The 22,601-nt window shown below is 65.9% G+C and carries 19 protein-coding genes; 12 read left to right on the plus strand and 7 right to left on the minus strand.

All coding sequences use genetic code 11. The annotated features are described in order from the left end of the window. The first annotated feature begins 3 nt into the window (after window positions 1-3). Complete coding sequence (locus G6N38_RS18265; RefSeq protein ID WP_163749494.1) at window positions 4-2,688, plus strand: ADP-ribosyltransferase; 2,685 nt, start codon at window positions 4-6, stop codon at window positions 2,686-2,688. 593 nt (window positions 2,689-3,281) lie between these two features. Next, the gene (locus tag G6N38_RS18270) at window positions 3,282-3,746 is read left to right on the plus strand and encodes a hypothetical protein (RefSeq protein WP_163749495.1); all 465 of its coding nucleotides are present in this window, start codon (window positions 3,282-3,284) and stop codon (window positions 3,744-3,746) included. Between the two features lie 33 nt (window positions 3,747-3,779). On the opposite strand, the gene G6N38_RS18275 is transcribed toward G6N38_RS18270, so the two are convergent. The 3 genes from G6N38_RS18275 to G6N38_RS18285 form a co-directional block, all read right to left on the minus strand. Next, window positions 3,780-5,009, minus strand: a complete 1,230-nt coding sequence (locus G6N38_RS18275; RefSeq protein WP_163749496.1) for an HNH endonuclease signature motif containing protein — start codon at window positions 5,007-5,009, stop codon at window positions 3,780-3,782. Window positions 5,010-5,049: 40 nt separating this feature from the next. After that, window positions 5,050-5,871, minus strand: a complete 822-nt coding sequence (locus G6N38_RS18280; protein ID WP_163749497.1) for an alpha/beta fold hydrolase — start codon at window positions 5,869-5,871, stop codon at window positions 5,050-5,052. A gap of 128 nt (window positions 5,872-5,999) precedes the next feature. Beyond that, window positions 6,000-7,502: an APC family permease gene (locus tag G6N38_RS18285; protein WP_163749498.1), complete on the minus strand. Its 1,503-nt coding sequence runs from the start codon at window positions 7,500-7,502 to the stop codon at window positions 6,000-6,002. 141 nt (window positions 7,503-7,643) lie between these two features. On the opposite strand from G6N38_RS18285, the gene G6N38_RS18290 reads away from it, so the two are divergent. The 8 genes from G6N38_RS18290 to G6N38_RS18325 all read left to right on the plus strand — a co-directional run bounded on the left by G6N38_RS18290 (window position 7,644) and on the right by G6N38_RS18325 (window position 15,621). After that, complete coding sequence (locus G6N38_RS18290; protein ID WP_246227287.1) at window positions 7,644-8,384, plus strand: FadR/GntR family transcriptional regulator; 741 nt, start codon at window positions 7,644-7,646, stop codon at window positions 8,382-8,384. Then, window positions 8,381-9,085 (plus strand): cache domain-containing protein, encoded by a 705-nt coding sequence (locus tag G6N38_RS18295; RefSeq protein ID WP_163749500.1) that lies wholly within the window; start codon window positions 8,381-8,383, stop codon window positions 9,083-9,085. Before G6N38_RS18290 ends, G6N38_RS18295 begins: the two co-directional genes overlap by 4 nt. A 119-nt stretch (window positions 9,086-9,204) precedes the next feature. Next, window positions 9,205-10,416, plus strand: a complete 1,212-nt coding sequence (locus G6N38_RS18300; RefSeq protein WP_163749501.1) for a cytochrome P450 — start codon at window positions 9,205-9,207, stop codon at window positions 10,414-10,416. Between the two features lie 16 nt (window positions 10,417-10,432). After that, window positions 10,433-11,818: a glutamine synthetase family protein gene (locus tag G6N38_RS18305; protein ID WP_163749502.1), complete on the plus strand. Its 1,386-nt coding sequence runs from the start codon at window positions 10,433-10,435 to the stop codon at window positions 11,816-11,818. Then, the gene (locus G6N38_RS18310) at window positions 11,815-12,519 is read left to right on the plus strand and encodes an ABC transporter substrate-binding protein (protein ID WP_163749503.1); all 705 of its coding nucleotides are present in this window, start codon (window positions 11,815-11,817) and stop codon (window positions 12,517-12,519) included. The genes G6N38_RS18305 and G6N38_RS18310 overlap by 4 nt, the downstream gene beginning before the upstream one ends. Beyond that, window positions 12,516-13,229: a gamma-glutamyl-gamma-aminobutyrate hydrolase family protein gene (locus tag G6N38_RS18315; RefSeq protein WP_163749504.1), complete on the plus strand. Its 714-nt coding sequence runs from the start codon at window positions 12,516-12,518 to the stop codon at window positions 13,227-13,229. Before G6N38_RS18310 ends, G6N38_RS18315 begins: the two co-directional genes overlap by 4 nt. After that, window positions 13,226-14,038, plus strand: coding sequence for a gamma-glutamyl-gamma-aminobutyrate hydrolase family protein (locus G6N38_RS18320; RefSeq protein WP_163749505.1), 813 nt, complete (start codon window positions 13,226-13,228; stop codon window positions 14,036-14,038). Before G6N38_RS18315 ends, G6N38_RS18320 begins: the two co-directional genes overlap by 4 nt. 50 nt (window positions 14,039-14,088) lie before the next feature. Continuing rightward, on the plus strand, window positions 14,089-15,621 hold the full coding sequence (locus tag G6N38_RS18325; protein ID WP_163749506.1) for a PucR family transcriptional regulator: 1,533 nt from the start codon (window positions 14,089-14,091) through the stop codon (window positions 15,619-15,621). Here G6N38_RS18325 and G6N38_RS18330 read toward each other — a convergent pair. From G6N38_RS18330 to gabT, 4 genes are read right to left on the minus strand one after another with little or no spacing between them, the layout of a single operon-like run. Continuing rightward, window positions 15,591-16,691, minus strand: a complete 1,101-nt coding sequence (locus tag G6N38_RS18330; RefSeq protein ID WP_163749507.1) for a CaiB/BaiF CoA transferase family protein — start codon at window positions 16,689-16,691, stop codon at window positions 15,591-15,593. The two genes, G6N38_RS18325 and G6N38_RS18330, sit on opposite strands and share 31 nt — an antisense overlap. A gap of 41 nt (window positions 16,692-16,732) precedes the next feature. Beyond that, window positions 16,733-18,199, minus strand: a complete 1,467-nt coding sequence (locus G6N38_RS18335) for an aldehyde dehydrogenase family protein (protein ID WP_163749508.1) — start codon at window positions 18,197-18,199, stop codon at window positions 16,733-16,735. Window position 18,200: 1 nt separating this feature from the next. Beyond that, window positions 18,201-19,370, minus strand: coding sequence for an acyl-CoA dehydrogenase family protein (locus G6N38_RS18340; RefSeq protein ID WP_163749509.1), 1,170 nt, complete (start codon window positions 19,368-19,370; stop codon window positions 18,201-18,203). 13 nt (window positions 19,371-19,383) lie between these two features. Beyond that, window positions 19,384-20,736, minus strand: coding sequence for a 4-aminobutyrate--2-oxoglutarate transaminase (gene gabT / locus G6N38_RS18345; protein ID WP_163749510.1), 1,353 nt, complete (start codon window positions 20,734-20,736; stop codon window positions 19,384-19,386). A gap of 162 nt (window positions 20,737-20,898) precedes the next feature. Here gabT and G6N38_RS18350 point away from each other — a divergent pair, with 162 nt between their 5' ends. Both G6N38_RS18350 and hpf read left to right on the plus strand, forming a co-directional pair. Continuing rightward, window positions 20,899-21,528, plus strand: coding sequence for a ComF family protein (locus tag G6N38_RS18350; RefSeq protein ID WP_163752095.1), 630 nt, complete (start codon window positions 20,899-20,901; stop codon window positions 21,526-21,528). 296 nt (window positions 21,529-21,824) lie between these two features. Beyond that, the gene (hpf, locus tag G6N38_RS18355) at window positions 21,825-22,502 is read left to right on the plus strand and encodes a ribosome hibernation-promoting factor, HPF/YfiA family (RefSeq protein WP_407662767.1); all 678 of its coding nucleotides are present in this window, start codon (window positions 21,825-21,827) and stop codon (window positions 22,500-22,502) included. The last annotated feature ends 99 nt before the right edge of the window (window positions 22,503-22,601 follow it).

Below are 22,601 nucleotides of genomic sequence, written 5' to 3' on the forward strand. Positions count from 1 at the left end.
GCTATGGGTGAACCGTTGCGAGTCGACCCTGTGGGGCTTTCGGCTGCGGGTTCCGCGGTCGCTGAGCTGAGTAACGGGGTGACTGCCGCGGTGGGCTCGCTGACTGCGTCCTACAACGCCAATACCGGTCAGGATGCGGCAGGTACCGCGTTCGGATTCGCGTATCAGGACTCGGCCAAGGCATTGGTTGACGGTGTGGCCAAGGGAGTCAACGCGTTACGTCACATCGGTTATCTGATTCAGGGCTCGGCGACCAACTATTCCCGGGCGGAGGCGGCCGCCGATATCGGCGGCGGAGCGGCCCCATTGACGGCGCCGGTAGCTCCCGGGCAGTATTCCGCGCCGGGCGGCGAACCAGATGTCAACGGGCCCGGTCGAACTCCGCCCGTGTTGTGGTACCTGGTGGAGTTCCTGGTCGGCGATTGGTGGCCGAACGGTGATCCGGCGCAGCTTCGCGCCGCTGCGACCGCGTGGAACGCGTTGGCTGCGCCGCTCTACGGCGTGACCGGCGAGAATGCCGGGCCGTACGCGGTCATCGATGCACAGCAGATGCCGGACAAAGAACCGATGAAGTCCGCGGTGCGTGATGTCGGCACGGCTATGTCGTCGCTGGCTGGCGAGGCGCAGAAGCTCGCCGGCGAACTGAACCACTTCGCAACCGATGTCGAGAACACCCAGAACGCGATTCGTGACCTGCTCGACAAGCTCAAATCGGTGGTGGGGTCCGTCGTCGACCAAGGTGTCCTCGGCACTGTTTTCGAGCTGATCACCGGCGACGCCGAAGAGAAGATCCAGGAGGTTGCCGACGACATCAAAGCCGTCATCGCCAACCACAAGCGGCAGTCGGCGGCGCGGAAAGAACTGCTTGCTGACCTGGTCAACGGCATCAAGAACTACACGCGCGCAATGGAAATCATCACCCGTGTCGAACTGGTCAACTACCTCGGCGAGGATGCCGGCCGGATTGTGGCCAATGTCAACGACGCCTTCACCGACACCACCACTGGTGTCTCACTTGGCGCGATCAATACCGTCGGCGGTCTGGCGACGGGCTTCGATCCTCTCGGCGACCCGAAAGGCACGTGGGCCACGCTCGAGGGTCTGGGCAAGATGGCCGAGATCTTCAATCCGGTGACTGCCCCGGCGGCATTTGCTAAGGACCCCGAGGGCACCATCGACATGGTCAAGAACCTCACACATTTCGACGACATCTTCACCAGCAACCGTCCTTTCATCGGGGTGGGGGAGCTGGGCTTCGACATCGGCACGGCGATCGTGCCCGGTGGAGCGGCCACCAAGGCAGGTGCCGGTGCGCGAGCGGCGGAGGGGGCGGCCGCGCGAACGGAGATTTCGGCGACCGAACGGGCTGCTGGAGAAGCTGGTGGGATTGCCTCGGCGACAACGGGATTGCGTGGTGTTTCGCGTGAGGTGGAGGGCGCTACAAGCAAGCTCGACGACCTGAGTAAGGCGCCGCTTGTCGGCGAGAAGCCGCCATCAGGAAGCCCTGGCCCGCTACCGAAGCCACCCGAACCCGGCGGGCCGTCGCTGCCTCGTGACCCGGCTCCTCGCGATCCGGGGCCAGCGCCGACGAGTGGGAAGCCGACATCTGCTCCGCCGTCGGGGGATCCTGTTTCGCCGTCGGTCACGCACGCGCCCGAGACTGCCCCGGCACCCAAGGCGGAAGTTCCTGCGGCTCCTGCGGGTTCGGAGGTGGCCGCGCCGGCCTCTGCGACACCGGGTGGGGCCGACCACGCCCCGACTGCTTCCTCCGGCGGGCAGCCATCTGCGCCACCAATGCACGCTCCCAGCGTGAACCATCCTGGCGGTGTGCCGCATGACGGCGGTGCCGGGAACGGCGGTGTCCCGCCGCACAGCGGCGGCGGCCTCCACGATGCGGGCGGCGGCTCACCCCACGACGGTGGACCGCACCACAACGGTGGCGGCTCGGGCGATCAGCAGCCAAACAATCCGCCACACACCGGTCTGCACGACCCGCCCGCCAATCACGGGATTCCCGGTGGACGGCTGCCGGACTTGACGGAGATCGATAAAGAGTTTCGTCTTTCCGACGGCAGCATTGATGCGTCGAGAGTCTCTGAGTGGGCTCAGAGGATATCGGACGTTTACCCGGCCTTGAGCAAAGATCAGATCGAAGCGATCTACCAGTACACAACTGAAAACTATCAGGCAATCAATCCGTACCTGCGAAATATTGACGATCTCAATCTGTTCCAGCAACGAATGCTTGGTTCCCAGTCCATAGAAGCCATGACGCCTGGGCAACGATTGGCCATGGAGACGCAAATTTCGCGGGCTGATGAGGCGCTTGCGGCGCTACCGCCGTACCGCGTCGATCCGTCAGACTTGACGTCTACTACGTGGCGCGGATTGAGAGCACCAGAGTCTCTTCTCGACGAGTTGAAAGCGGGCGACATCTTCCAGGACCCGGGCTACCTCAGTTCATCACTCGATCAGCAGGTTGCTGAGTCCTTTGCGCGTGGAGCGGGCGAAGGCGAAATACCGACGATCTTGAAGGTCGTGGGTGAAGACGGTGTGGATGTGGCACCGCTGTCGCGGTGGTCCTCCGAATCGGAGATTCTGTTTCCGCGTGGCGCGAGTTTCGAGGTGGTATCACGGGAGCTGGGAGGCGACGGAATCATGCGCATAGCGATTAGACAGGTCAAGTAGTGGTGCTCGAAGGGAGCGCGGCGGAGGATACCCTGGATTCCGCTGCCGCAATTGCAGATTGGTTGCGGGCACATCTCCGAAAAGGAGAGGGCCTAACGCATCCGTACGCGCGGAAGTTGGAGATTGCCAACTACGTCCCAACGCATTCGTTGTGGACGACGTGGACGGAGGACCGCCTGCTCACGTTCGGAGCCGGGCTCGTGGCGATTCGGCGCCCAATTCGTACTGCATCTGACGGGGTGAAAGTGGAATTAGCGGGCAGATCGATTATCGTCGCGGCGAACAGAAGTGCCCCGGGCGAGGGCCTGCCCGATGCTTACCTGTTTCAAGCTACGCCCGGGCGCCCCGCCGACTACACAGGGGATTCTCCGGAAGTCGTTATCGAGACAATTCGCGGCCTGCTCGCTCCCGTCCCGCCCCCTGTTGCAGACGATCGAGTGCAGGTTGGATTTCCTGGACGGGAGGCCAGTGCAACGACCTATGTCGGCAGCTGGCAGTGGGATATCCACGGGGAGGCGCGCGGGACGGAGTTCGTCAACAGAGCTGCGGCGGCCACGTTGGCTGCTATCGAGGCTGTCGGAAAGGATTAGCAAGTGGCCGAAGACATTGTGAACACGCTTTCGCAACTGCCGGCGATGGCGGCGATCACCTATCGCGGGATGGCCGGCCCTAAGCCGAACGCATCGTTCACGCTCAGCGGGATCCTGCCGACGTCGATGGATCCACGTGTCGCGAGCGAGAACTTCACAGCGGAGTGGCTGGCGGCGATCGTGAGCATTACCGGCCGGCTCGTAGCACCGTTTGCGCGGTATCGCGAGGAGCAGGAGATCGCCATGCTGCCAGGCACGTTGCTCTTGCTGGCCGGCTCCGTTGAGGTGCCAGGCCTGCCGGATAGCGTGGTGCTTTTAGCCGAATCCGGTGACGCACCCGGGTTGCCTGCCGATTCAACCGCTTTGAAACAAGCTGTGATTGAACAAATCACGAGTGCCCTAGCCCGCCCGGCCGTGACGGTCAATACGCCGGGACGGTTCGCATTCCGCCCGCCGCCTTCGGCTTGAGGATGGCGTTAATGACCGACCCAACGATCCGCCCTAGTTGTCTGGTGGGGCCTTGGGTTCGAAGGGGTGGTACCACTTCCAGTCGGCGCGTTCGCCGGTGGGTCCGGGACACGGTGGAACATCCGGTGGCGGGTGGTTGGGCGGGCGGGCGAGTGACCTGTTGGTGAGTTGTTGTCCGTCGCGGTCGATGACGGTGAGGTGGTCGGCGGGGCCGCTGATGGTGATCTCGCCGCGGTGGTGTTCGCGGTGGTGATAGGGGCACAGCAGGACCAGGTTGTGTAGTTCGGTGGGGCCGCCGTTTTCCCAGTGCTGGATGTGATGGGAGTGCAGTCCGCGGGTGGCGGTGCAGCCCGGTATGGCGCAGGTGGTGTCGCGGTGTTCCAGCGCGCGACGCAGGCGGCGGTTGATGGTGCGGGTGGTCCGCCCGGCGCCGATGGGCTGGCCGTCGCGTTCGAACCAGACCTCGCAGGTGGCGTCACAGGTCAGATACTGGCGATCGCCGTCGGTGAGCAGCGGACCCAGATGCAATGCCGCAACGCGCTGTTCAACATCGACGTGCACGACGACGGTGGTGCGTTGCCCGTGCGGGCGGCGCGCGACGTCGGTGTCCCAGCCGGCTTCGACCAGGCTCATGAACGCATCCACGGTGTTCGGGAACGGTGGTGGATTCTCTGCCGAACCGCTGCCGTGGTCGTTCTGGTACTCGGCGATCAGTGCGTCGCGGTGCGATTGCAGGGCCGCATCGAAGGTCGCAGCTTCGTCCTGGGGCAGGGTGATCTTCCAGCTGGTCGACTCCTCACCCAACGTTTTATGGATCGAGCGAGGCGGGTCGGGCTGCGGACCAGGCTTGGGTGGGCGTGGCTCCAACTTGACCGCGGTACGCAGCTGGCTGACGGAGGCCACCGAGGCCAGCTGCGCGTAGTGCTCATCTGATCCCTCGGCGGCGCGGGCGGCGATGACGCCGACCTGATCGACCGACAGCCGGCCCTCCCGCAGGGCTGCCACGCAGCGGGGAAACTCCGAGATACGATGCGCCACCGCCGCAATCGTCTTGCCGTTGGCCGATGTGGTGCCCAATTTCCAGGCCACCACCGCGGCCACCGACCGCGCCCCGGTCATACCACACAGATTGCCGTGGTCCAGCTCAGCGATAAGGTCCACGATCCGCCCATCAATCGCATTGCGCTGACCGGCCAGCTCCGCCAACTCCTCAAACACCCGCTCAAGACGCTCAATTGGCATCAACTCAGCGGTCGAGGACATAACAACATCATGGCAGCAGCGTCCGACAAAAACGGACCGCTCAAAGATGCCGCAAAACCCGCTCCGCGAACACCCCCGGATGCTCCCGATGCATGAAGTGCCCACCAGGCATTTCCTCAATGACATACGAGCCCAAGAACATCCGTGCGGCACGCCGGTAGTCCGACACCTCGACGACGGGATCGTCGAGCCCGGCGAAGACGACCGTCGGCACCGTGATCCGCGCCCTCAACGACGCAGACGGCAACGGCCACAGCTTGCGGTAATAGCCGAACGCCGCGTCGAGACTCCCCGGGCTTGCGAAGCACTCCCGCACAGCATCGAACTCCTCTGGCGGAGGTCTCCACGTCGGTGACCAACGTCGACAGATCGCGGGCAACGCTTCGAAATTGTTGCGGGCGAAGCGGTTCGCAGCACCTGGCAGCTTGTATGCCGCGAAATGTCGAGCGCCCCAAAGCTTCCGCGGAGACGGCTTCAATGTCGCCGGATGCGGAATCGCGACCGTGATCAGCTTGGACACCCGGTCGGGTTCCAACGCCGCCGCGCCGTACGCGGCCGACGCACCCCAGTCGTGACCGATAACCACCGCCTCGGAGGCGCCCAAAGCGGAGATCAGGGCGAGCGGATCGCGGGCCAGCGTCTCCTGATCGGCATCCAAAGCAGACACCCCGGTCGGGTGATAACCCCGCATGAACGCGCTGACCGCGCGGTACCCCTTCGCGGCGATTCGCGGACGCAGGTCATCCCACGTGTGCGCGGTATCCGGGAAGCCATGGAGCATCAGCACGAGGGGCCCTGAGCCCTCCTCGATATAGGCGAACGTCAGCCCGTTCGCCTCGACGTATCCAGTCGTCGCAGCCATGCCCTGTGGAGAGTACTCCGGATAGTCAGCCACAGCGGCCACACTCAGACCATGGCCGCGGCGACCCGCGCATCGTCACGCCGACGCTGGGATAGCCGACGGGCCACGCTGTTGTGGCCAATGCCGGCTCAGCGCTTGGGGATGGCATCGTTGTAGGGTGCGCTGCTACGGTCGTGGAGCGGGTGAATGACCATGTATACCAAGCCGATTCCCACCACGATCACTGCGGAGAGCGCGACGATCCAGTTGTCGTACCACGGGGCGCCGGGTGTCCGGGGCCAGGCCATGTTGATCATCGCGACGACGCCGTAAATCAGTGCAGCGACGTTGACGGCCACGGCCCACCGTCCCAGCCGGTACTTGCCGCTGGGCACCCAGCCCTTGAGTCGGGCGCGAAGCGCAGCGAACACCACCATCTGGAAAGCCAGGTAGATGCCGAAGGCTGCGAAGCTGATGATCTTGGTGATGGCGTCGGTGGAGAACTTCGAACCAATCACGATCACCGCGGGCACCAGCGCGGCCAACAGCAGCGCATAGGGCGGGACGTGCCGGGTGGGCGAGAACTTCTTGAGCAACGTGCTTCCCATGATCATGCCGTCGCGGCCGTACGAGTACGCCAGCCGGCTCGCGGCCGCCTGCAAGCTCATCGCGCAGGACAGGAACGAGATGAGCACGATGAACAGCACGATGCGGGCGCCCACGCTGCCGAAGGCGTCGTTGAGCAGGGTACTGACCGGGTCGGTCTCGGTGCCGGCGATGACGGCCGGGATATCGGTGACGGCCAGCACCAGTGCCAGGCAGACGAACGTCGCGGCCGCACCACCGACGTAGATGGTGCGGCGCATCGCCTTGGGAATCAGGCGGCCGGGGTTGGGAACCTCCTCGGCGACGTCGCCGCAGGCCTCGAAACCGTAGTACTGGTAGATGCCGATCAGCGCGGCAGCGGCGAAGGCCCATAGATAATTGCCGTCTCCGCCGGCGCCCATCCGATCAAAGATCACCGAGAGGTTGTGCTCTCGGTGCGAGACGAGCAGCCAGACACCCACCACCAGAGCGCCGATCAGCTCGGCGCTGAATCCGATGATGGCCGCGCGCGCAAGGACTTTCGTACCCATGAAGTTGATGATGGTGGCCAGCGCCAGCAGCGCCAATGCGAAGGCGATGGTGTTGTCGACGGTCGCTTCGATGCCGAATGCCGCGGCGATGTAGGGTCCGGCTCCGTACACCACCGACGAGATGGTCACCAATAGCGCGACCATGTAGATCCAGCCGGTCATCCAGGCGTACCTGCGTCCCCACAGCCGTCGAGCCCACGGGTACACCCCGCCGGCCACCGGGAATTGCGCGACGATTTCGCTGAACACCAGAGCCACCAGCAGCTGGCCCAGGCCCACGATAAGGAAGCTCCAAATCATCGGCGGCCCGCCGGTGGCCAGGGCAAAGGCGAACAGCGTGTACACCCCGACAACGGGGGACAGGTAGGTGAAGCCCAGTGAGAAGTTGGCCCACGGGCTCATGTCCCGTTTGAACTCGGACTTATAGCCGAGCGCATGCAGATGCGCCGCGTCGTCCTCGTCGTGGAAGTCGTAGTAGCCCTCGCTGGCCGACGAGGGATTCGATGGTGAGGCCATGGAGCTGCTTTCTGCCGTCGGGGCATGAATTTCGGTGAGCAAAAACTACAGTTCTATTGTTTATCCGGCAACGGGAACGGCAGAATTGATCCAGAATCCGGTAAATTTCTTGCACCGAGCAGGGGCAGGAGGTGGGCGACGGTGTCGTCGTTGTCGCCGCTGGTCGCTGGGGAGGCGCCGATCGGGCGTGCCGACGAGATCGTGCAGCGCATTACCGAAGCGATCCACCTCGGATTGCTCGACGACGCTGAACGGCTGCCAGTGGAAGTCGATCTGGCAGGCCAGTTCGGCGTGGCGCCGATGACCGTCCGCGAAGCGCTGGCCACACTCCGCGATCAGGGCCTGGTCGAGACGCGGCGGGGCCGCAGCGGCGGGTCCTTCGTGTGCCGGCCCGCCGGGCCACCGGTCGAGCAGCTGACCGCCCGGCTGGCCGCCATGAGTATTTCGGACGTGCGCGATCTGTTCGACGAGCACACCGCCATCGCCGGTCAGGCCGCCCGGCTCGCCGCCGAACGGGCGGCGCCTTACGCCGTGCGACGCCTGTTCGCCCTGACTGACCAGCTCGGATCGGCGGTGACGCTGGGGGACCGGATTCGCGCCGACAGCCGGTTTCACATCCAGGTCGCGATCGCTTCGCAGTCGGCTCGGCTGGCCCGCCGTGAGGCCAACCTGCAGGCCGAAGTTGCCGGGCTGATCTGGCTGCCGGTCGAGCCCGTCGTGCAGGTGGACCCCTACGTCGAGGAACTGCATGCGATTTCGGCGGCAGTGGCTGCCGAGAACGCGGCCGAGGCGCGCAGGCTGGCCGAGGCCCACATCATGGGCCAGCTGGCGCGGTTGACGCAGGTCAACGTGAACCTGACTGTCGGGCGGGGTGCGTCGTGACGACCGAGGCGGATCGGCTGGCGCGGCAGGCCTCGGAACGCTTGGAGCCGGCGTACGTGCTGCTGGATCGCATCGCCGGCGAGGTACTTCGCAGCCGCCCGGTCCGCGCCCCGCTCAGCGAGGCGAATCTCAGCGGTCTGCAACGGTTGCTGGCCGATCTGGTTGCCGACGAGCCGCTGGCCTGGGGCATGGGATTCATCGCCGCGCCCTTGATCGTCGACGGCTTGGAGCGCTACCTGGCCTGGTGGCAGCGGCAAAATACCCGGGTGGCGCGCCTGCGGCTGAACTTCGACCCGACCAGTGTTGACGTCTACGACTACCTCCAGATGGACTGGTTCCAGCTACCGCAGCGTGGGCAAGCGCGGGTGGCGTACGGCCCCTACGTCGACTACAGCGGGTCGGATATGTACACCGTCACCGCGGCGGTGCCGGTGGTCGCCGACGGCGTTTTCCTCGGCGTCGCCGGGGCCGATCTGGTGGTCGGGGAGATTGAGCGGCGGCTGCTGGAGGTGCTGCACGGCACAACGGCCGATGCCGTCATCGTCAACACCGAGCGGCGAGTCGTAGCCGCGAACACACCGCGCTGGATCGTGGGGTCGCGGCTGCCCACGATGCCGCAGGCTGGGGATTTTCGTGAGGTCGCCGAGTTGCCGCTCGGTATCGGGTGGGTGCTTGCGCTCGCCGATCCGGCCGCGGGCTGAGCGTTCGTAGGTATCCGGGCTGAACCGTCGTTACGGCGAATTAACGCGAATCGCTTGACAGTAACAATCTAGTTTTAGAGTATTTACAGACTGTTCCTGTGGCTCTGGAGGTAGCGCCCATGTCTTCCGTCTCCTCGACGGCCGCCGACCAGGTGCCTTTTTTCGACGTCGCCGATCCGGCGTTTTCGATCACCTCGCCGGAGGTGCACGCCGCCCGGGAACGTAGCTGGTACGCGACGACGCCGTACGGGATCGCGGTGCTGCGTTACGAACAGATGAACAAGCTGCTCAAGAGCCGCCTGCTGCGGCAGGGCAGCATCGCGTGGCCGGCCCACAACGGCGTTACCGAAGGGCCGTTCGCGCGGTGGTGGGCCAGTTGGATCCTCAACAAGGAGGGCGAGGAACATCGCCGGCTGCGCCGATTGATGACCCCGGCCTTCTCCCAGAAGCTCATCGCCGAGTTGGTGCCCCGGTTCCAGACTTTGGCAGCAGAACTCATCGACAACTTTGCCGAACCGGACCGTTGTGAATTCGTCAGCGAGTTCGCCGAGCCCTACTCGGCCCGAGTCATCGCCATCATGCTCGGTTTTCCCGAAGAGGAATGGCAGGTCATCGCCACCGCGTCCACGACACTCGGCCTGGCAATGGGGGTGACGCTCAAACAGGATCTGCCCGCCATCGAGGCCGCACTGCAGCGGTTGTATGACTACTGCGATGCGCTGGTGGCGGATCGCCGGATCAACCCCCGCGACGATTTCGTCACGGCCCTGGTCAACGCTTCGGAACCGGACGACGGCCGATTGAGTGACGAGGAGCTGCGCGACGGCCTGGTGCTGCTGATCTTCGGCGGCTTTGACACCACCCGCAATCAGCTGGGCCTGGCCATGCAGACGTTCCTGGCCAACCCCGATCAGTGGCGACTGCTCGCGCGGCGGCCGGATCTCGGGGGCAAGGCCGTCGAGGAGGTCATGCGACTCAACCCGACGACGCGCTGGGTGACGCGTGAAGTGATCGAGGACTTCGAATACGAGGGCGTGCAGCTTCGCGCCGGAACCACCGTGCACCTCTACGGTGAGTCGGGCGGTACCGACCCGCGGGTCTTCACGCCAGATTTCGATATCACTGCAGAACGCAAGCCGCACTTTGGGTTTGGCGCCGGTGTGCATTACTGCCTCGGCCACTTTGTCGCGCGAGCCGACATGAGCGAAGCCCTGCCCTTGTTGGCCCGCCGGATGGTCGACCCCCGAGAACTGCCCGGTGCGAGCTGGCTACCGGACTCGGGGAACACCGGCCCCAATCGGCTGCCGATCGGTTTTACCCCCCACCCCTGAGTCTTAAGGACCATCCATGAGCACCACACCGCTGGACGCACACCGGCAAGCCAACGCCGACGGCCCGGCACTGGCCGAGGTACTGGCCACCATTGCCGACCGCAATGTCGAACTGGTCTACTTCCAGGCCGTCACCATCACCGGTCGTGTTGTCGGAAAGGTAGTCCCAGCACGGCATTTCGAGCGGCTAGCGGTCAAAGGGGTGCAACAGCACCAGACGGCGGTGGCCAATCTGCAAGGCACCCGCGACGGCGTACTGCTGGCCGGCGGCGTCAACGCCCCCGAATACACGGCGATGCCCGACCTGGAGACGTTCGCGGTGTTGCCGTGGGACACCAACTTCGCCCGGGCGTTCTGCCGGCTCTACGAACCCGACCATCTGGCCGAGCGGGCCGGTGCCGAATTCTCCTGCGACACCCGCGGATTGCTGCGGCGAATGCACATCGGATTCACCGATCGCACCGGGCTGGAGCTACGTACCGGCTGCGAACCCGAAATGACTTGGCGTGGGGAGGGTTTGGAAGCCCACTTTCGGCCCGGGTCCAGCCCGGCCTACAACATCGAGCACCTCGAGCGGAACCGTCCGATCGTCAAGAAGGTGATCGCATACGCCCAGGAGCTGGGCCTGGACATGGTCGAAGGCGACTACGAGGACGAGTACCAGGTCGAGCTGAACTTCATGTACGACCGCGCCGACCTCACCGCCGACCGGCTGGTCACCTACCGACAGATCTGCAAGCAGGTGGCCCGCGAACTGGGCATTGAAGCCAGCTTTATACCCAAGCCGGCGACCGGGATGATGGGCAACGGCTGTCACCACAACTTCAGCCTGTGGCGCGACGGCGTGAACGTGCTGGCCGATCCGGGGGTTACCGAACTGCATCTGTCCGAGATCGGCAAGTACGCCCTGGGGGGTCTGCTGGCGCATTCGGCGGGTGCCATGCTGATCAACGGTTCCACCGTGAACTCCTACAAACGATATTGGGACGCCGGACAGTTCGCGCCCTCGCGGATCAACTGGGGCCTGGACAACAAGACCTGCACCGTCCGACTGTCGACTGTCGGTCGGCTCGAATACAAGTTGCCCGATGCCGCCGTCAACCCGTACCTGTCGCACGCGGTGATCCTGGCGGCCTGTGAGGACGGGCTGAAGAACTCGACCGATCCCGGTGCACCCACCCAGGGTTCGTCCTACGATGCGCCGGTCGACGACCGCTTCGGTGCCCTGCCACTGACCCTTGGCGAGGCCATCAGCGCGTTTCGCTCCGATGGCGTGCTCGCCGAGGCCCTCGGGCCTGAGCTGTCCGGGCTTCTCGTCGATTTCCACGCCGACGAGTGGGCCCGGTTCTGTGGATATGTGACCGATTGGGAGCGCGATATGTACTGGGATGACCTGCCATGAGCACACCGTTGAGACTGGCCTGCCTGGATGCCGATGCACCGCCGCTTTTTTCGCTGTGGACTCCGCAGAACGGGCGCACCGGCTATGAACCCGCAGTGGCCGAAGCCCTGGGGGACGAACTCGGCCGTCCGGTCGAGTGGATTCGGGTTCCCTGGGTCGACATGATCCCGGCGGTACAGCGCGGCGACGCCGACGCGGTGCTGTGCGGACAGGGCATCACCGCAGAACGTCAGGCGCAAGTCGACTTCACCCGGCCCTATGCCGTCTTTCATGAGGGCGTGCTGGTACGCCGCAGCTCGGGCATCAACGGGCCGGAGGGTCTCGTCGGCCGCAAGGTCGCGGCCATCGAGAACAGCACCAACATGACGCTGGTCGAAACCTTCACCGGCGCAGTGCCAGTCGCTTTCGGGGCCGGTTCCGATGACGTCTACGCCGACATGCTGGCCGCGCTATCGGCCGGTGAAGTCGACGCTGTCGTCGACGACGACGTGGTGTTCGTGCCGTTGGGCGCTACTCATCCGGACTATGAGCTGGCATTCACCGTTCAGACCGCCAACCAGTGGGGCATCGCGGTGGCCAAGGACCGTCCCGACACGCTGGCCGAGCTCAATGACGCGCTCGCCCGGCTTGTCGAGTCCGGGCGGTTGCGCAAGGTGTGGGAGCAGTGGTTGCCCACCTTGGACTATCCCTTCGGGACGTGACTCGGCCGCTGGTGGCGGTGGTTGGGCGTCGCGCCGAACAGGTTGCGATCCTGCGCTTCTCGGCCACCCTGGCCGCCGAAGCGCTGTGTGAGGCGGTGTGGGCGGCAGGCGGCGAGCCGGTGGTGCTGCACGGACCTGCCGGCGACCCGGCGATGGATCTTCCGGACCGGCTGGACCGCTTCGACGGTGTGCTGATGCCCGGCGGCGCCGACGTCGACCCGATCCGCTACGGTGCGCAGGCCGACCCCCGGACCCAGGACACCGTGCCGTTCCAGGACGACTATGACCTAGCCGTCAGCCGGGCCGTCATCGACCTGGGGCTGCCGATGCTGGCGATCTGTCGGGGTATGCAGATCCTCAACGTCGCCGCCGGCGGCACCCTGTGCCAGCACATATCAGAGACGACGACGCCACACCACAACGCGATTCACGATGTTCGCGTACTACGCGAGTCGCGGCTGCACCTCATCGTGGGATCCGATCACATCGATGTGTCGTCCTACCATCACCAAGCGATTGACCGGCTGGGCGCCGATCTCGTGGTGACGGCGGTGGCCGGCGACGGCGTGGTTGAAGCTGTTGAGCACTGCCGCGCCGACATCATCGCGGTGCAGTGGCATCCCGAAGACCGGCACGGCGGCTGCGCTACCGACACCGCATTATTCGCCGACCTGATTGATCGGGCCGGCAAACGAAAGGACTCTTTGTGACCGACCGTGTCACCCGCGCCGACGTCATCCCGCACCGGCCGCCGCCGGCCCGCCCGCAGGCGCGTATCTGTGTGTTGGCCCCCCTGAATTACCCCGACATCACTGCGGCCGACGTCGAGCTGATCACCAGGTTCACCCGCGTCGCACTGACGACCCTGGTCGAACTGGATGTCGAGTACGAACTGTGGGACGGGTCTGTTCCGATCGAAAAGCCCAGCAGTGCAGCGGAGTTCGATGGACTGCTGCTGCTCGGCGGCGGCGACGTGGACGGCTCCTGCTACGGCGTGAACGCTCCGAATCCCAAGGCCTACGGTGTGGACGTGCGCGCCGATCGCGACGCACTGGCCGCAATCGCCGCCGCGCAGAACGCCGGCCGGCCGGTGCTCGGGATCTGCCGGGGTTCCCAGCTGCTCAACGTGGCCCGTGGCGGCACCCTGATCGGCGATATCGAGGATTACGCGCTGCACCACGGTGCACCCGGTGAGCCCGAATTCGTCAACGAGCCGATCGATATCGTGGCCGGCACCCGGCTGGCGGAAATCCTGGGCACCGATCGGGTCATCGCTCGGTCCGGACATCATCAGGCCGTCGACACCGTGGGGGAGGGGTTGGTCGTCGCGGCGCGGGCACTGGACGGCATCGTGGAGGCAACCGAGGACCCCAATCGTTGGTACGTCGGGGTGCAGTGGCATCCCGAGGACGAGGACGGCCCGGCGACCGACCGGCTGGCGTTATTCGGTGCGTTCGTCCGGGCCGCGGCGGCAGTGCGCCAAACCCGGGATGGCACCGCGCGTGTTGGTACGCCTTAGCGCGGCGTGTCGAGGCCGGAAGGACGCGCCCGCGCCAAAAGATTGACGGCATGGCGATCACTGCGCGGGACCTGGCGCACGTCGAGGCGCTGGGTCTGAGGCTTGCCGCTGGCGCCGGGGCGGCCGAACGCGAGATCACCTGGGCGCACGCCATCGAATTGGCTGACCCCACGCCGTATCTGTCGGGCGGGGAGCTGGTGATGACGACCGGTATCAACATTGGCGCCGACGCAGCTGCGCAGACCGCGTACGTCCGACGGCTGGTCGCGGTGGGGATCGCCGCGCTGGCGGTCGACACCGGTACGACGATCTCCGATGTGCCTGCCGCCGTGCTGGCGGCCGGCGACGAGCTGGGCCTGCCGGTGCTGGTGGTCCCGCCGGCGACGCCGTTCATCGCGATCACCCGGGTGGTGATCGATTCGCTGCGCGCCGACGAACTGCGCTCGGTGCAACGCGTGGTCGATCAACAGCGGGTGCTCGCCCGCGCGACATTGCGCGGTGGCATCCCCGGCGCCGTCTCCGCACTGGCCGACTGTCTGGCGGCCGCGGTGGTGGTCACCGATGCCGCAGGCAAGGCCTTGGCCGCGGCCGGCTCCGGAAACCTGGAATTAGTTGCCGCACTGTCGGATTCGCAACCGGATGCATGGCGGCGCACCGGCGGGTACGTCACGTTCGACGGCCAGGCTTACGTATCGGTCACCGGCCTGCGGGCCGCTCGGACCGTGCGAGGCCACCTCGGCGTGCGCACAGCGGAGCCGCTGACCAATTCCGAGCGGCTGCTCGTGGCCCATGCGGTTTCGCTGATCTCGATCGCGGTCGAGAAGCCTGCCCGGGTCGCTGAGGCCGAGCAGCGGCTGCGCACCGCCGTGACGCGCGAGCTGATCTCCGGCTCTGGCAATGTCGACAGCGGGGTGTTGCGCTACTTCGGCTTTGAGCCCGGTGCCGAGGTGGTTGTGCTGGTGCTCAACGGACTGGGGCCGGTACTGGATGCCGAACGGAACCTCGGCGCGGTGCTCGACCACGGTGGTCCCTACCTGATGACCCTGCTGGACGACGAGATCGTGGCGATCCTGCCCACCGGGGCGAGCAGGCGGCGGGTTCAGGCAGTGGCCGAGGCACTTGCCGGCGGGTTCCCGCCGGGCTCTGGAGGCGGCGTCAGTTCCACCGTCCGCTTCGCCGGCCTCGGTCTTGGCATGCAGCAGGCGCGTACCGCCGCGCGATGCAGATCAAGTTCGGTGATCGGCAAATTTGACGATCTGGGCGCATACGGGGTGCTACTCGCTGGTCGCAGCCCCGATGAACTCCGAGTGCTCGCCGGTCTGCTGCGGCCGCTCACCGACGCCGGCGAGGCGGACGAGAACCTCGCCACATTGACGGCTTTCCTGCAGCATCATGGCCAGATGGCGGGCGCCGCCGCCGAGCTGGGCGTGCATCGCCATACCCTGCGCAACCGGATGCGGCGTATCTGCGCCCTACTGTCCGACGACCTGGAATCGGCTGACAGCCGTGCCCAGTTGTGGCTGGCCCTGCAGGCCCGCCAGTTGATCGAGGATCAGCCCAACGCGGGTGGGGCGCAGCGGTAACTGGCGGGAGTAACCGACATCGTCACCGGGTTGGCGACCTGGGCGGTGGCGCTGCCCGGAACCGCAACGGTGGTGGTGATACCGAGCCGGTCGGCGAAGGCGAACGCCTCGGCGACGTCGTTGATCGGTCCCGCGGGCACCCCGGCGGCGGTCAACCGCTGGTACCAATGGTCGGCGCCGGCGGCCTTGAGCGCGGGTTCGATCAGGGCGCACAATGCGTCCCGGTTCGCGACCCGTTGCGGGTTGGTGATGAAACGCGGGTCGTCTGCCAGGTCGGCAAGTCCGAGTACGGTGCAAAATGCCCGGTATTGCTTATCATTTCCGACGGCCACGGTGATCGGCCGGTCGGCGGTGTCGAACACCTGGTACGGCGCGATGCTGGGATGGCGGTTACCCATGATCGACGGCACCACGCCGGCGCCGAGATAACCGGAAGCCTGGTTCACCAGCGACGACAACAGCACCGCCATCAAATTGGTGTCGACGCGTTGGCCCAGCCCGGTGCGGTCGCGGTAGGCCAGCGCGGCCAGGATGCCCGACAGGGCGTGCAGTCCGGCCAGCACATCGACCAATGCCACACCGGCTTTGGTGGGATCACCGGGCTCGGTGCCGGTGACGCTCATCAGACCGCCGACCGCCTGCACCAGCAGGTCGTAGCCCGGCAGTGCGGCACCGCCATCGCGGCCGAAACCGGTGATCGAACAGTAGATCAGGTCGGGTCGCACGGCGCACAGGTCGTCGTAACCCAGGTGCAGTTTCTCCATCGTGCCAGGCCGGAAGTTCTCCACCACGATGTCGGCGCCGGCCACGAGTTCGCGGGCGACACGCTGCCCATCGGAGTCGCTCAGGTCCAGTACGACAGACCGCTTGTTGCGATTGACGGAGTTGAAATACGTTGCAACACCGTCCGAGTCGTACGGCGGACCCCACTGCCGGGTGTCGTCGCCGAAGTCGGGGCGCTCGATCTTGATCACCTCGGCGCCGAAGTCGCCGAGCATCATCGTCGCGTACGGACCGGCCAGTACCCGGCTGAAGTCGACCACGACCAGACCTTCTAGGGCTGCTGCCATGTGTTCACCGCCGCAAGACTCTTCGTCGACCCTTTGGGGCGTCATACTCCGGGCTGCCCACCGCGCAGGTACACCGTGGTGGTGTGGGTGAAGAAATCACGGGCCGCGCCACCTTGCTCTTTGGGGCCGAGTCCGCTCTTTTTCGCCCCGCCGAACGGCACGTGCGGGTCGGCGCCGGCCGATTCGGAGTTTATGTGCAGCACACCGACATCGATGTGCTCGACCGCGGCAAGCGCCCGGGTCAGGTCCTGGGTGAACACTGCGGCGGACAAGCCGAATTCGCTGTCGTTGGCCAGCGCGAACGCCTGGTCGGCGTCGGTGGCGCGTTTGACGGCGAGCACGGGGCCGAACAGCTCCTCGGACCAGATGTCGGCAGGTGCGTCGGACAGTTCGAGGATCGTCGGTGCGACGAAGTAACCGTCCGCGAGCGGGCCGTCGAGATAGGCGGCCCCGCCGGTGAGTACGGTCGCACCCTGTTCGGTGGCGGCGTCGATCCCGGCCTGGACGCAGCGCTGCGCGGCCTGGCTGACAACCGGCCCCATCTGCGTTGCGTCGTGCGCGGGGTCGCCCACCACAATGGCCCGCGCCCGGTCGCTCAACGCGGCGAGGAATCGATCGGCGATCCGCTCGGTGACGATTAATCGTGAGGTGGCTGTGCATTTTTGGCCGGTGGAGCGGAAGGCCCCGAGTATGACTTGGTCGAGCGCTAGGTCGATGTCTGCGTCATCGAGGACGACGGCGGCGTTTTTTCCGCCCATTTCGGCCTGAGCTGGTACCCCGCGGGCGGCGGCCGCGGCGGCGATGCGCCGGCCGACCGTGGTGGAGCCGGTGAAGCTGATCGCGGCGACGTCGGGGTGGTCGGCCAGTGCCGCACCGACTGGCGAGTCGCCGATCACCAGGTTGAGCACTCCCGGGGGCAGGCCGGCATCGGTTAATGCTTCCGCGAGCCGGATTGCCAGTAGGGGAACGGTGCTGGCCGGTTTCCACACCACGGTGTTGCCGTATACCAGTGCGGGCGCGATTTTCCAGGCGGGGATGGCGATCGGGAAGTTGAACGGGGTGATGACGGCGACGACGCCAATCGGCTTGCGGGTCACCAGGATTTGTTCACCGGCGCGGGGAGAGGCGAAGATCTCGCCGCTCTGCCGGTCGCCCTCGTTGCCGTAATACCGCAGGATCTGGGCGGCCCGCCGGACCTCGCCGATACCCTCGGCTGTGGTCTTGCCTTCCTCGGTCGCCAGCTCCAGACCCCAGGACGGCGCATTGCGCTCGACTGCGTCGGCGGCGGCCAGCAGCACCGCACCGCGCTGATGTATGGGCGTGCCGGCCCAGCTCGTGAGTGCCTCACCCGCCGCGGCGACCGCGTGCGAGACATCGGCAACCGTCGCGCAATGTCCCTCGGCGACAACCACACGGGGACGCGCGGGGTTGACGCTGGTCACCATGTCGCCGGCGCCGACGAGCCATTGCCCGGCGATCAAGTGCCGGAGTTCGTTCGGGCTGGTCATCTCAGCGGAACGCTGCTTGTCCGGTCAGGGCGCGTCCGATTGAGAGTAGGTGCATTTCGGAGGTGCCTTCGTAGGTGAGCACCGATTCGAGATTGTTGGCGTGTCGTAGCGGAGAGTATTCGAGGGTGATCCCGCTGCCGCCCAACAGGGTTCGGCACTGGCGGGCGATGGCCAGCGCCTCGCGGACATTGTTGAGTTTGCCCAGGCTGATCTGTTCGGGGCGGGCACCTTCGGCGTCTTTCATCCGGCCGAGGTGGACGGCCAGCAGCATGCCCTTGCCCAACTCCAGGGTCATGTTGGCCAGCTTCTCCTGCGTCAGCTGGAAACTCGACAGCGGCCGGTCGAAGACCTCACGATCCCTGGTGTAGGCGATCGCGGTCTCCAGGCTGTCACGTGCGGCACCGAGTGCACCGAACACGATGCCGAACCGTGCCTCATTGAGGCAGGACAGTGGCGCACCCAGGCTGGTGGCTTCCGGTAGCTGCGCCGAGGCCGGCAGCCGGACATTGTCCAGTACCAGCTCGGAGGTCACCGAGGCGCGCAACGACAGCTTCTTGTGGATGACGTTGGCGGTGAAACCCGGGGTGTCGGTCGGGACCAGAAAGCCGCTGATATCGCCGTCGCCGTCGCCTGTTCTAGCCCACACCGTGGCCACATCGGCGAGATTGCCGTTGGTGATCCACATCTTGGTGCCATCGAGGACCCAGTCGCGGCCGTCGCGGCGGGCGCGCGTGCGCATCCCGGCCGGGTTGGAGCCGAAGTCGGGTTCGGTCAGCCCGAAGCACCCGATTGCCTCGCCGGTGGCCAGCCGGGGCAGCCACTCGGTCTTCTGCTCCTCGGAGCCGTAACGGTAGATGGAGAACATCGACAGCGAGCCCTGCACCGACACGAAGCTGCGGAAACCGCTGTCACCGGCCTCGAGCTCCATACAGGCCAGCCCGTAGCTCACCGCGTTGGTACCCGCGCATCCATACCCCTGCAGGTGCATACCCAGCAAGCCCAGCGCACCGAACTCCCTACCGAGTTCTTTTGGCAGCGTGGCAGATTCGAACCAGTCCCCGACATTCGGGCGGAGCTTGGTATCGACGAACTTGCGCACGGTTGCCGCGATATCCCGTTCGTCGGCGTCAAGCAGACGATCGGTCGCAAACAGCTCCAGCGGTGCGGTCATGTCAGGGCGCCTTTCAGAGGGTGGCGAAGCCGGCGCGCAACACGCCGAAGGCATCGAGCAGCAGCTCGTCGGGGATGGTCAGGGGCGGAAGGAAGCGCAGAACATTGCCGAAAGTCCCTGCGGTTAAGGTTAATACGCCGTTGTCGTGGCAGTACCGGGACACCGCGGCGACGGCGTCGCGGTTGGGTTCGGTGGTGCCGGGGATGACGAGTTCGGCGGCGATCATGGCGCCGCGGCCGCGGATCTCACCGATCACACCCGAGCTGGCAGCGATGGACTGCAGTTCGCGCACCATCAGCTCGCCGATGTCGCGGGCACGGCCGAGCAGTCCATTGGTTTCGATTTCGTCGAACGCGCCGAGGGCGGCGGCGCAGGCCACCGGGTTGCCGGCATAGGTGCCCCCGATACCGCCGGCGTGTGCGGCGTCCATGACATCGGCGCGCCCGGTGACGGCGGCCAGCGGCAGGCCGCCGGCCAGCCCCTTCGCGGTGGTGATGAGGTCGGGTACCAACTTCTCGTGCTCGCAGGCGAACCAGGCGCCGGTGCGCGCGATGCCGGTCTGCACCTCATCGGCGACGAGCAGGATGCCACGCTCGCGGCAGAAGTCGGCCACCATCGTCAGGAATCCCGGTGCGGGAACGATGAATCCGCCTTCGCCCTGGATGGGTTCGACCACCACACAGGCCACCGCGTCGGCACCGAGTTGGCTGTCGACCAACTGTGTCAACGCGCCGAATGCTTCTGCGGCGCAGTTGTCGGGTCCAGACGGCCAGCGGTAGGGGTAGGCCATCGGTGTCCGGTACACCTCTGGGGCGAACGGGCCGAATTGGTGCTTATAGGGCTGGTTCTTGGCGGTCATCGTCATCGCCAGCAGGGAGCGGCCGTGGAATGCGTGGTCGAACACTACGACGGCCGGGCGCCCAGTCGCGACGCGGGCGTACTTCACGGCATTCTCGACGGCTTCGGCACCGGTGTTGAACAGTGCGGTGCGCTTGTCGTGGGTGCCGGGGGTGAGGGCGTTGAGGCGTTCGGCGACTGCGATGTAGCCCTCGTAGGGCGTGGCCAGGAAGCATGTGTGGGTGAACTGTGCGAGTTGCTCGGTGGCCCGCCTCACCACCGCAGGTGCGGAGTTGCCGACGGTGGTGACGGCGATGCCGCTGCCCAGGTCGATGAAGGAGTTGTCGTCGACGTCGACCAGGACACCACCGCCGGCTGCCGCGGCATACACACCGGCGCCGCTGACCAGCCCGTGTGGCAGCGCAGCGGCGCGGCGGGCTGCCAGCTCGCGGGAGCGTGGCCCCGGAATCTCGGTGACGAGGCGTCGCACTTGCGCCAGTTCGGTTCCGGCGATCAGCGGGAATGTCATGCCATCAAGGCTAGGGACTGACCGGCGCACCTACCTGTGGCCGTAGTGTCCAATTTAAGAGCGGATACTGTCCACTCCGTATATCGGAACGGTCGTGAGGATTCCGCCGGGCGCTATCCGACCCGGCGTGTCACCCCCAGCGTTCAAACTGTCTGCATGCTTATTGGCGACCTCGTCCTCCCGCTGGAATGCGGAGGTTGCGGCGCACCGTCGACCACCTGGTGCGACACCTGCGCCGCAAGCCTGAAGGTGCACACCGACGAACCCCACCTCGTCACCCCGCGCATCGACCCCGGCGTGCCCGTCTTCGCCCTCGGCCACTACGCCGGTTCGCGGCGCCAAGCCATCGTCGCGCTCAAGGAACACGGCCGTCGCGATCTGGTCGCGCCATTGGCCCGCGCCCTGGCACTTGGTATCCACCAGCTCGTCAGCTGGGGCATCCTCGACACCCCGTTCACGATCGTCCCGGCCCCGACGCGCGCATTGGCCGCCCGCCGCCGCGGCGGTGATCCCGTCACCCGCATCGCCGCACAGGCCACCCAAAGGCACCCGGACATCGCTGTCACCCGCGCCCTCAAAACCCGCGCCCTGGTGCGCGACTCCGTCGGCCTCACGAGTGCCGATCGCGAGCGCAACCTGGCTGGCCGCGTCAAGATCGCAAAGCCAGTCACCGGCGACGTCCTGCTTGTCGACGACATCGTCACCACCGGTGCCACCGCGCGCGAAGCGGTCCGGATGCTGCGAAAAGTGGGGGCGAATGTAACGGCCGTGCTGACCCTTGCGCACGCCTGACCAGGCCAGGTAGAGCGCCGTTGTAACGGGGGGCGAAAGACTTGGAAACAGGTGCCGCAAAAAGGTGGCACGGGGCCGTGAACAACGACTACCTTCGGAGCCAACACGCCGTGAACACATCACGGGGCGGCCCAACACCCACAGGCCCGCCACTTCGCCGAAAACGGTAGGAGGTGAGGTTTTTCGACCCCTAGCGCCGGCGGGTGGAACTCGTGCCAATCCGGTCGGCGCAGCTACCGAAGACAGGCCGGCACGCCTGAGCGCGTGCAACCCGTAAGAGAAACGAGTTGTCAAGCATGTCAATCGAATCCGTGAACACCGGTCAATTGCTGACTGACGAAGACGACCTTGCCGAGTCTGAAGCCAACGCCGAAGTCCAGGTGTGTGGCCGCAACGTCGAGATCCCCGATCACTACCGTGTCTATGTCGCGCAGAAACTCGCTCGCCTCGAACGATTCGACCGCTCGATCTACCGCTTCGACGTCGAGCTCGAGCATGAACGCAACCGCCGCCAACGCAAGAACTGTCAGCACGTCGAGATCACCGCGCGGGGGCGCGGTCCGGTCGTCCGTGGCGAAGCCTGCGCAGACACCTTCTACGGCGCCTTCGAGGCCGCCGTGCACAAACTCGAGAATCGGCTGCGACGCACCAAGGACCGGCGAAAGGTCCACTACGGGGACAAGACACCGGTCTCGCTGCACGAGGCGACCGCGGTCACGGCCCTCATCGACGCGGCCGCCGCCTTCAAACCCGAGCAGTCCGCCGTCCACGAGGTACTGGTCGACGACCACGAACCGGGCCGCATCGTGCGCACCAAGGAGCACCCCGCCAAGCCGATGACCGTGGACGACGCCCTCTACGAGATGGAGCTGGTCGGTCACGACTTCTTCCTGTTCCAGGACAAGGAGACCGATCGGCCGTCCGTCGTCTATCGCCGGCACGCCTACGACTATGGGCTGATCCGGCTGGGCTAATCGCCGCTGCCCGGGCTCGATAAGCGCGTCACCTAGGATGGAGAACGCTTAAGCCTCCAATCCACAGGGGAAGCCTCCTCTGTCTATTTTCCCAGGGGA

The organism is Mycolicibacterium helvum, assembly GCF_010731895.1.
Lineage (GTDB): Bacteria > Actinomycetota > Actinomycetes > Mycobacteriales > Mycobacteriaceae > Mycobacterium > Mycobacterium helvum.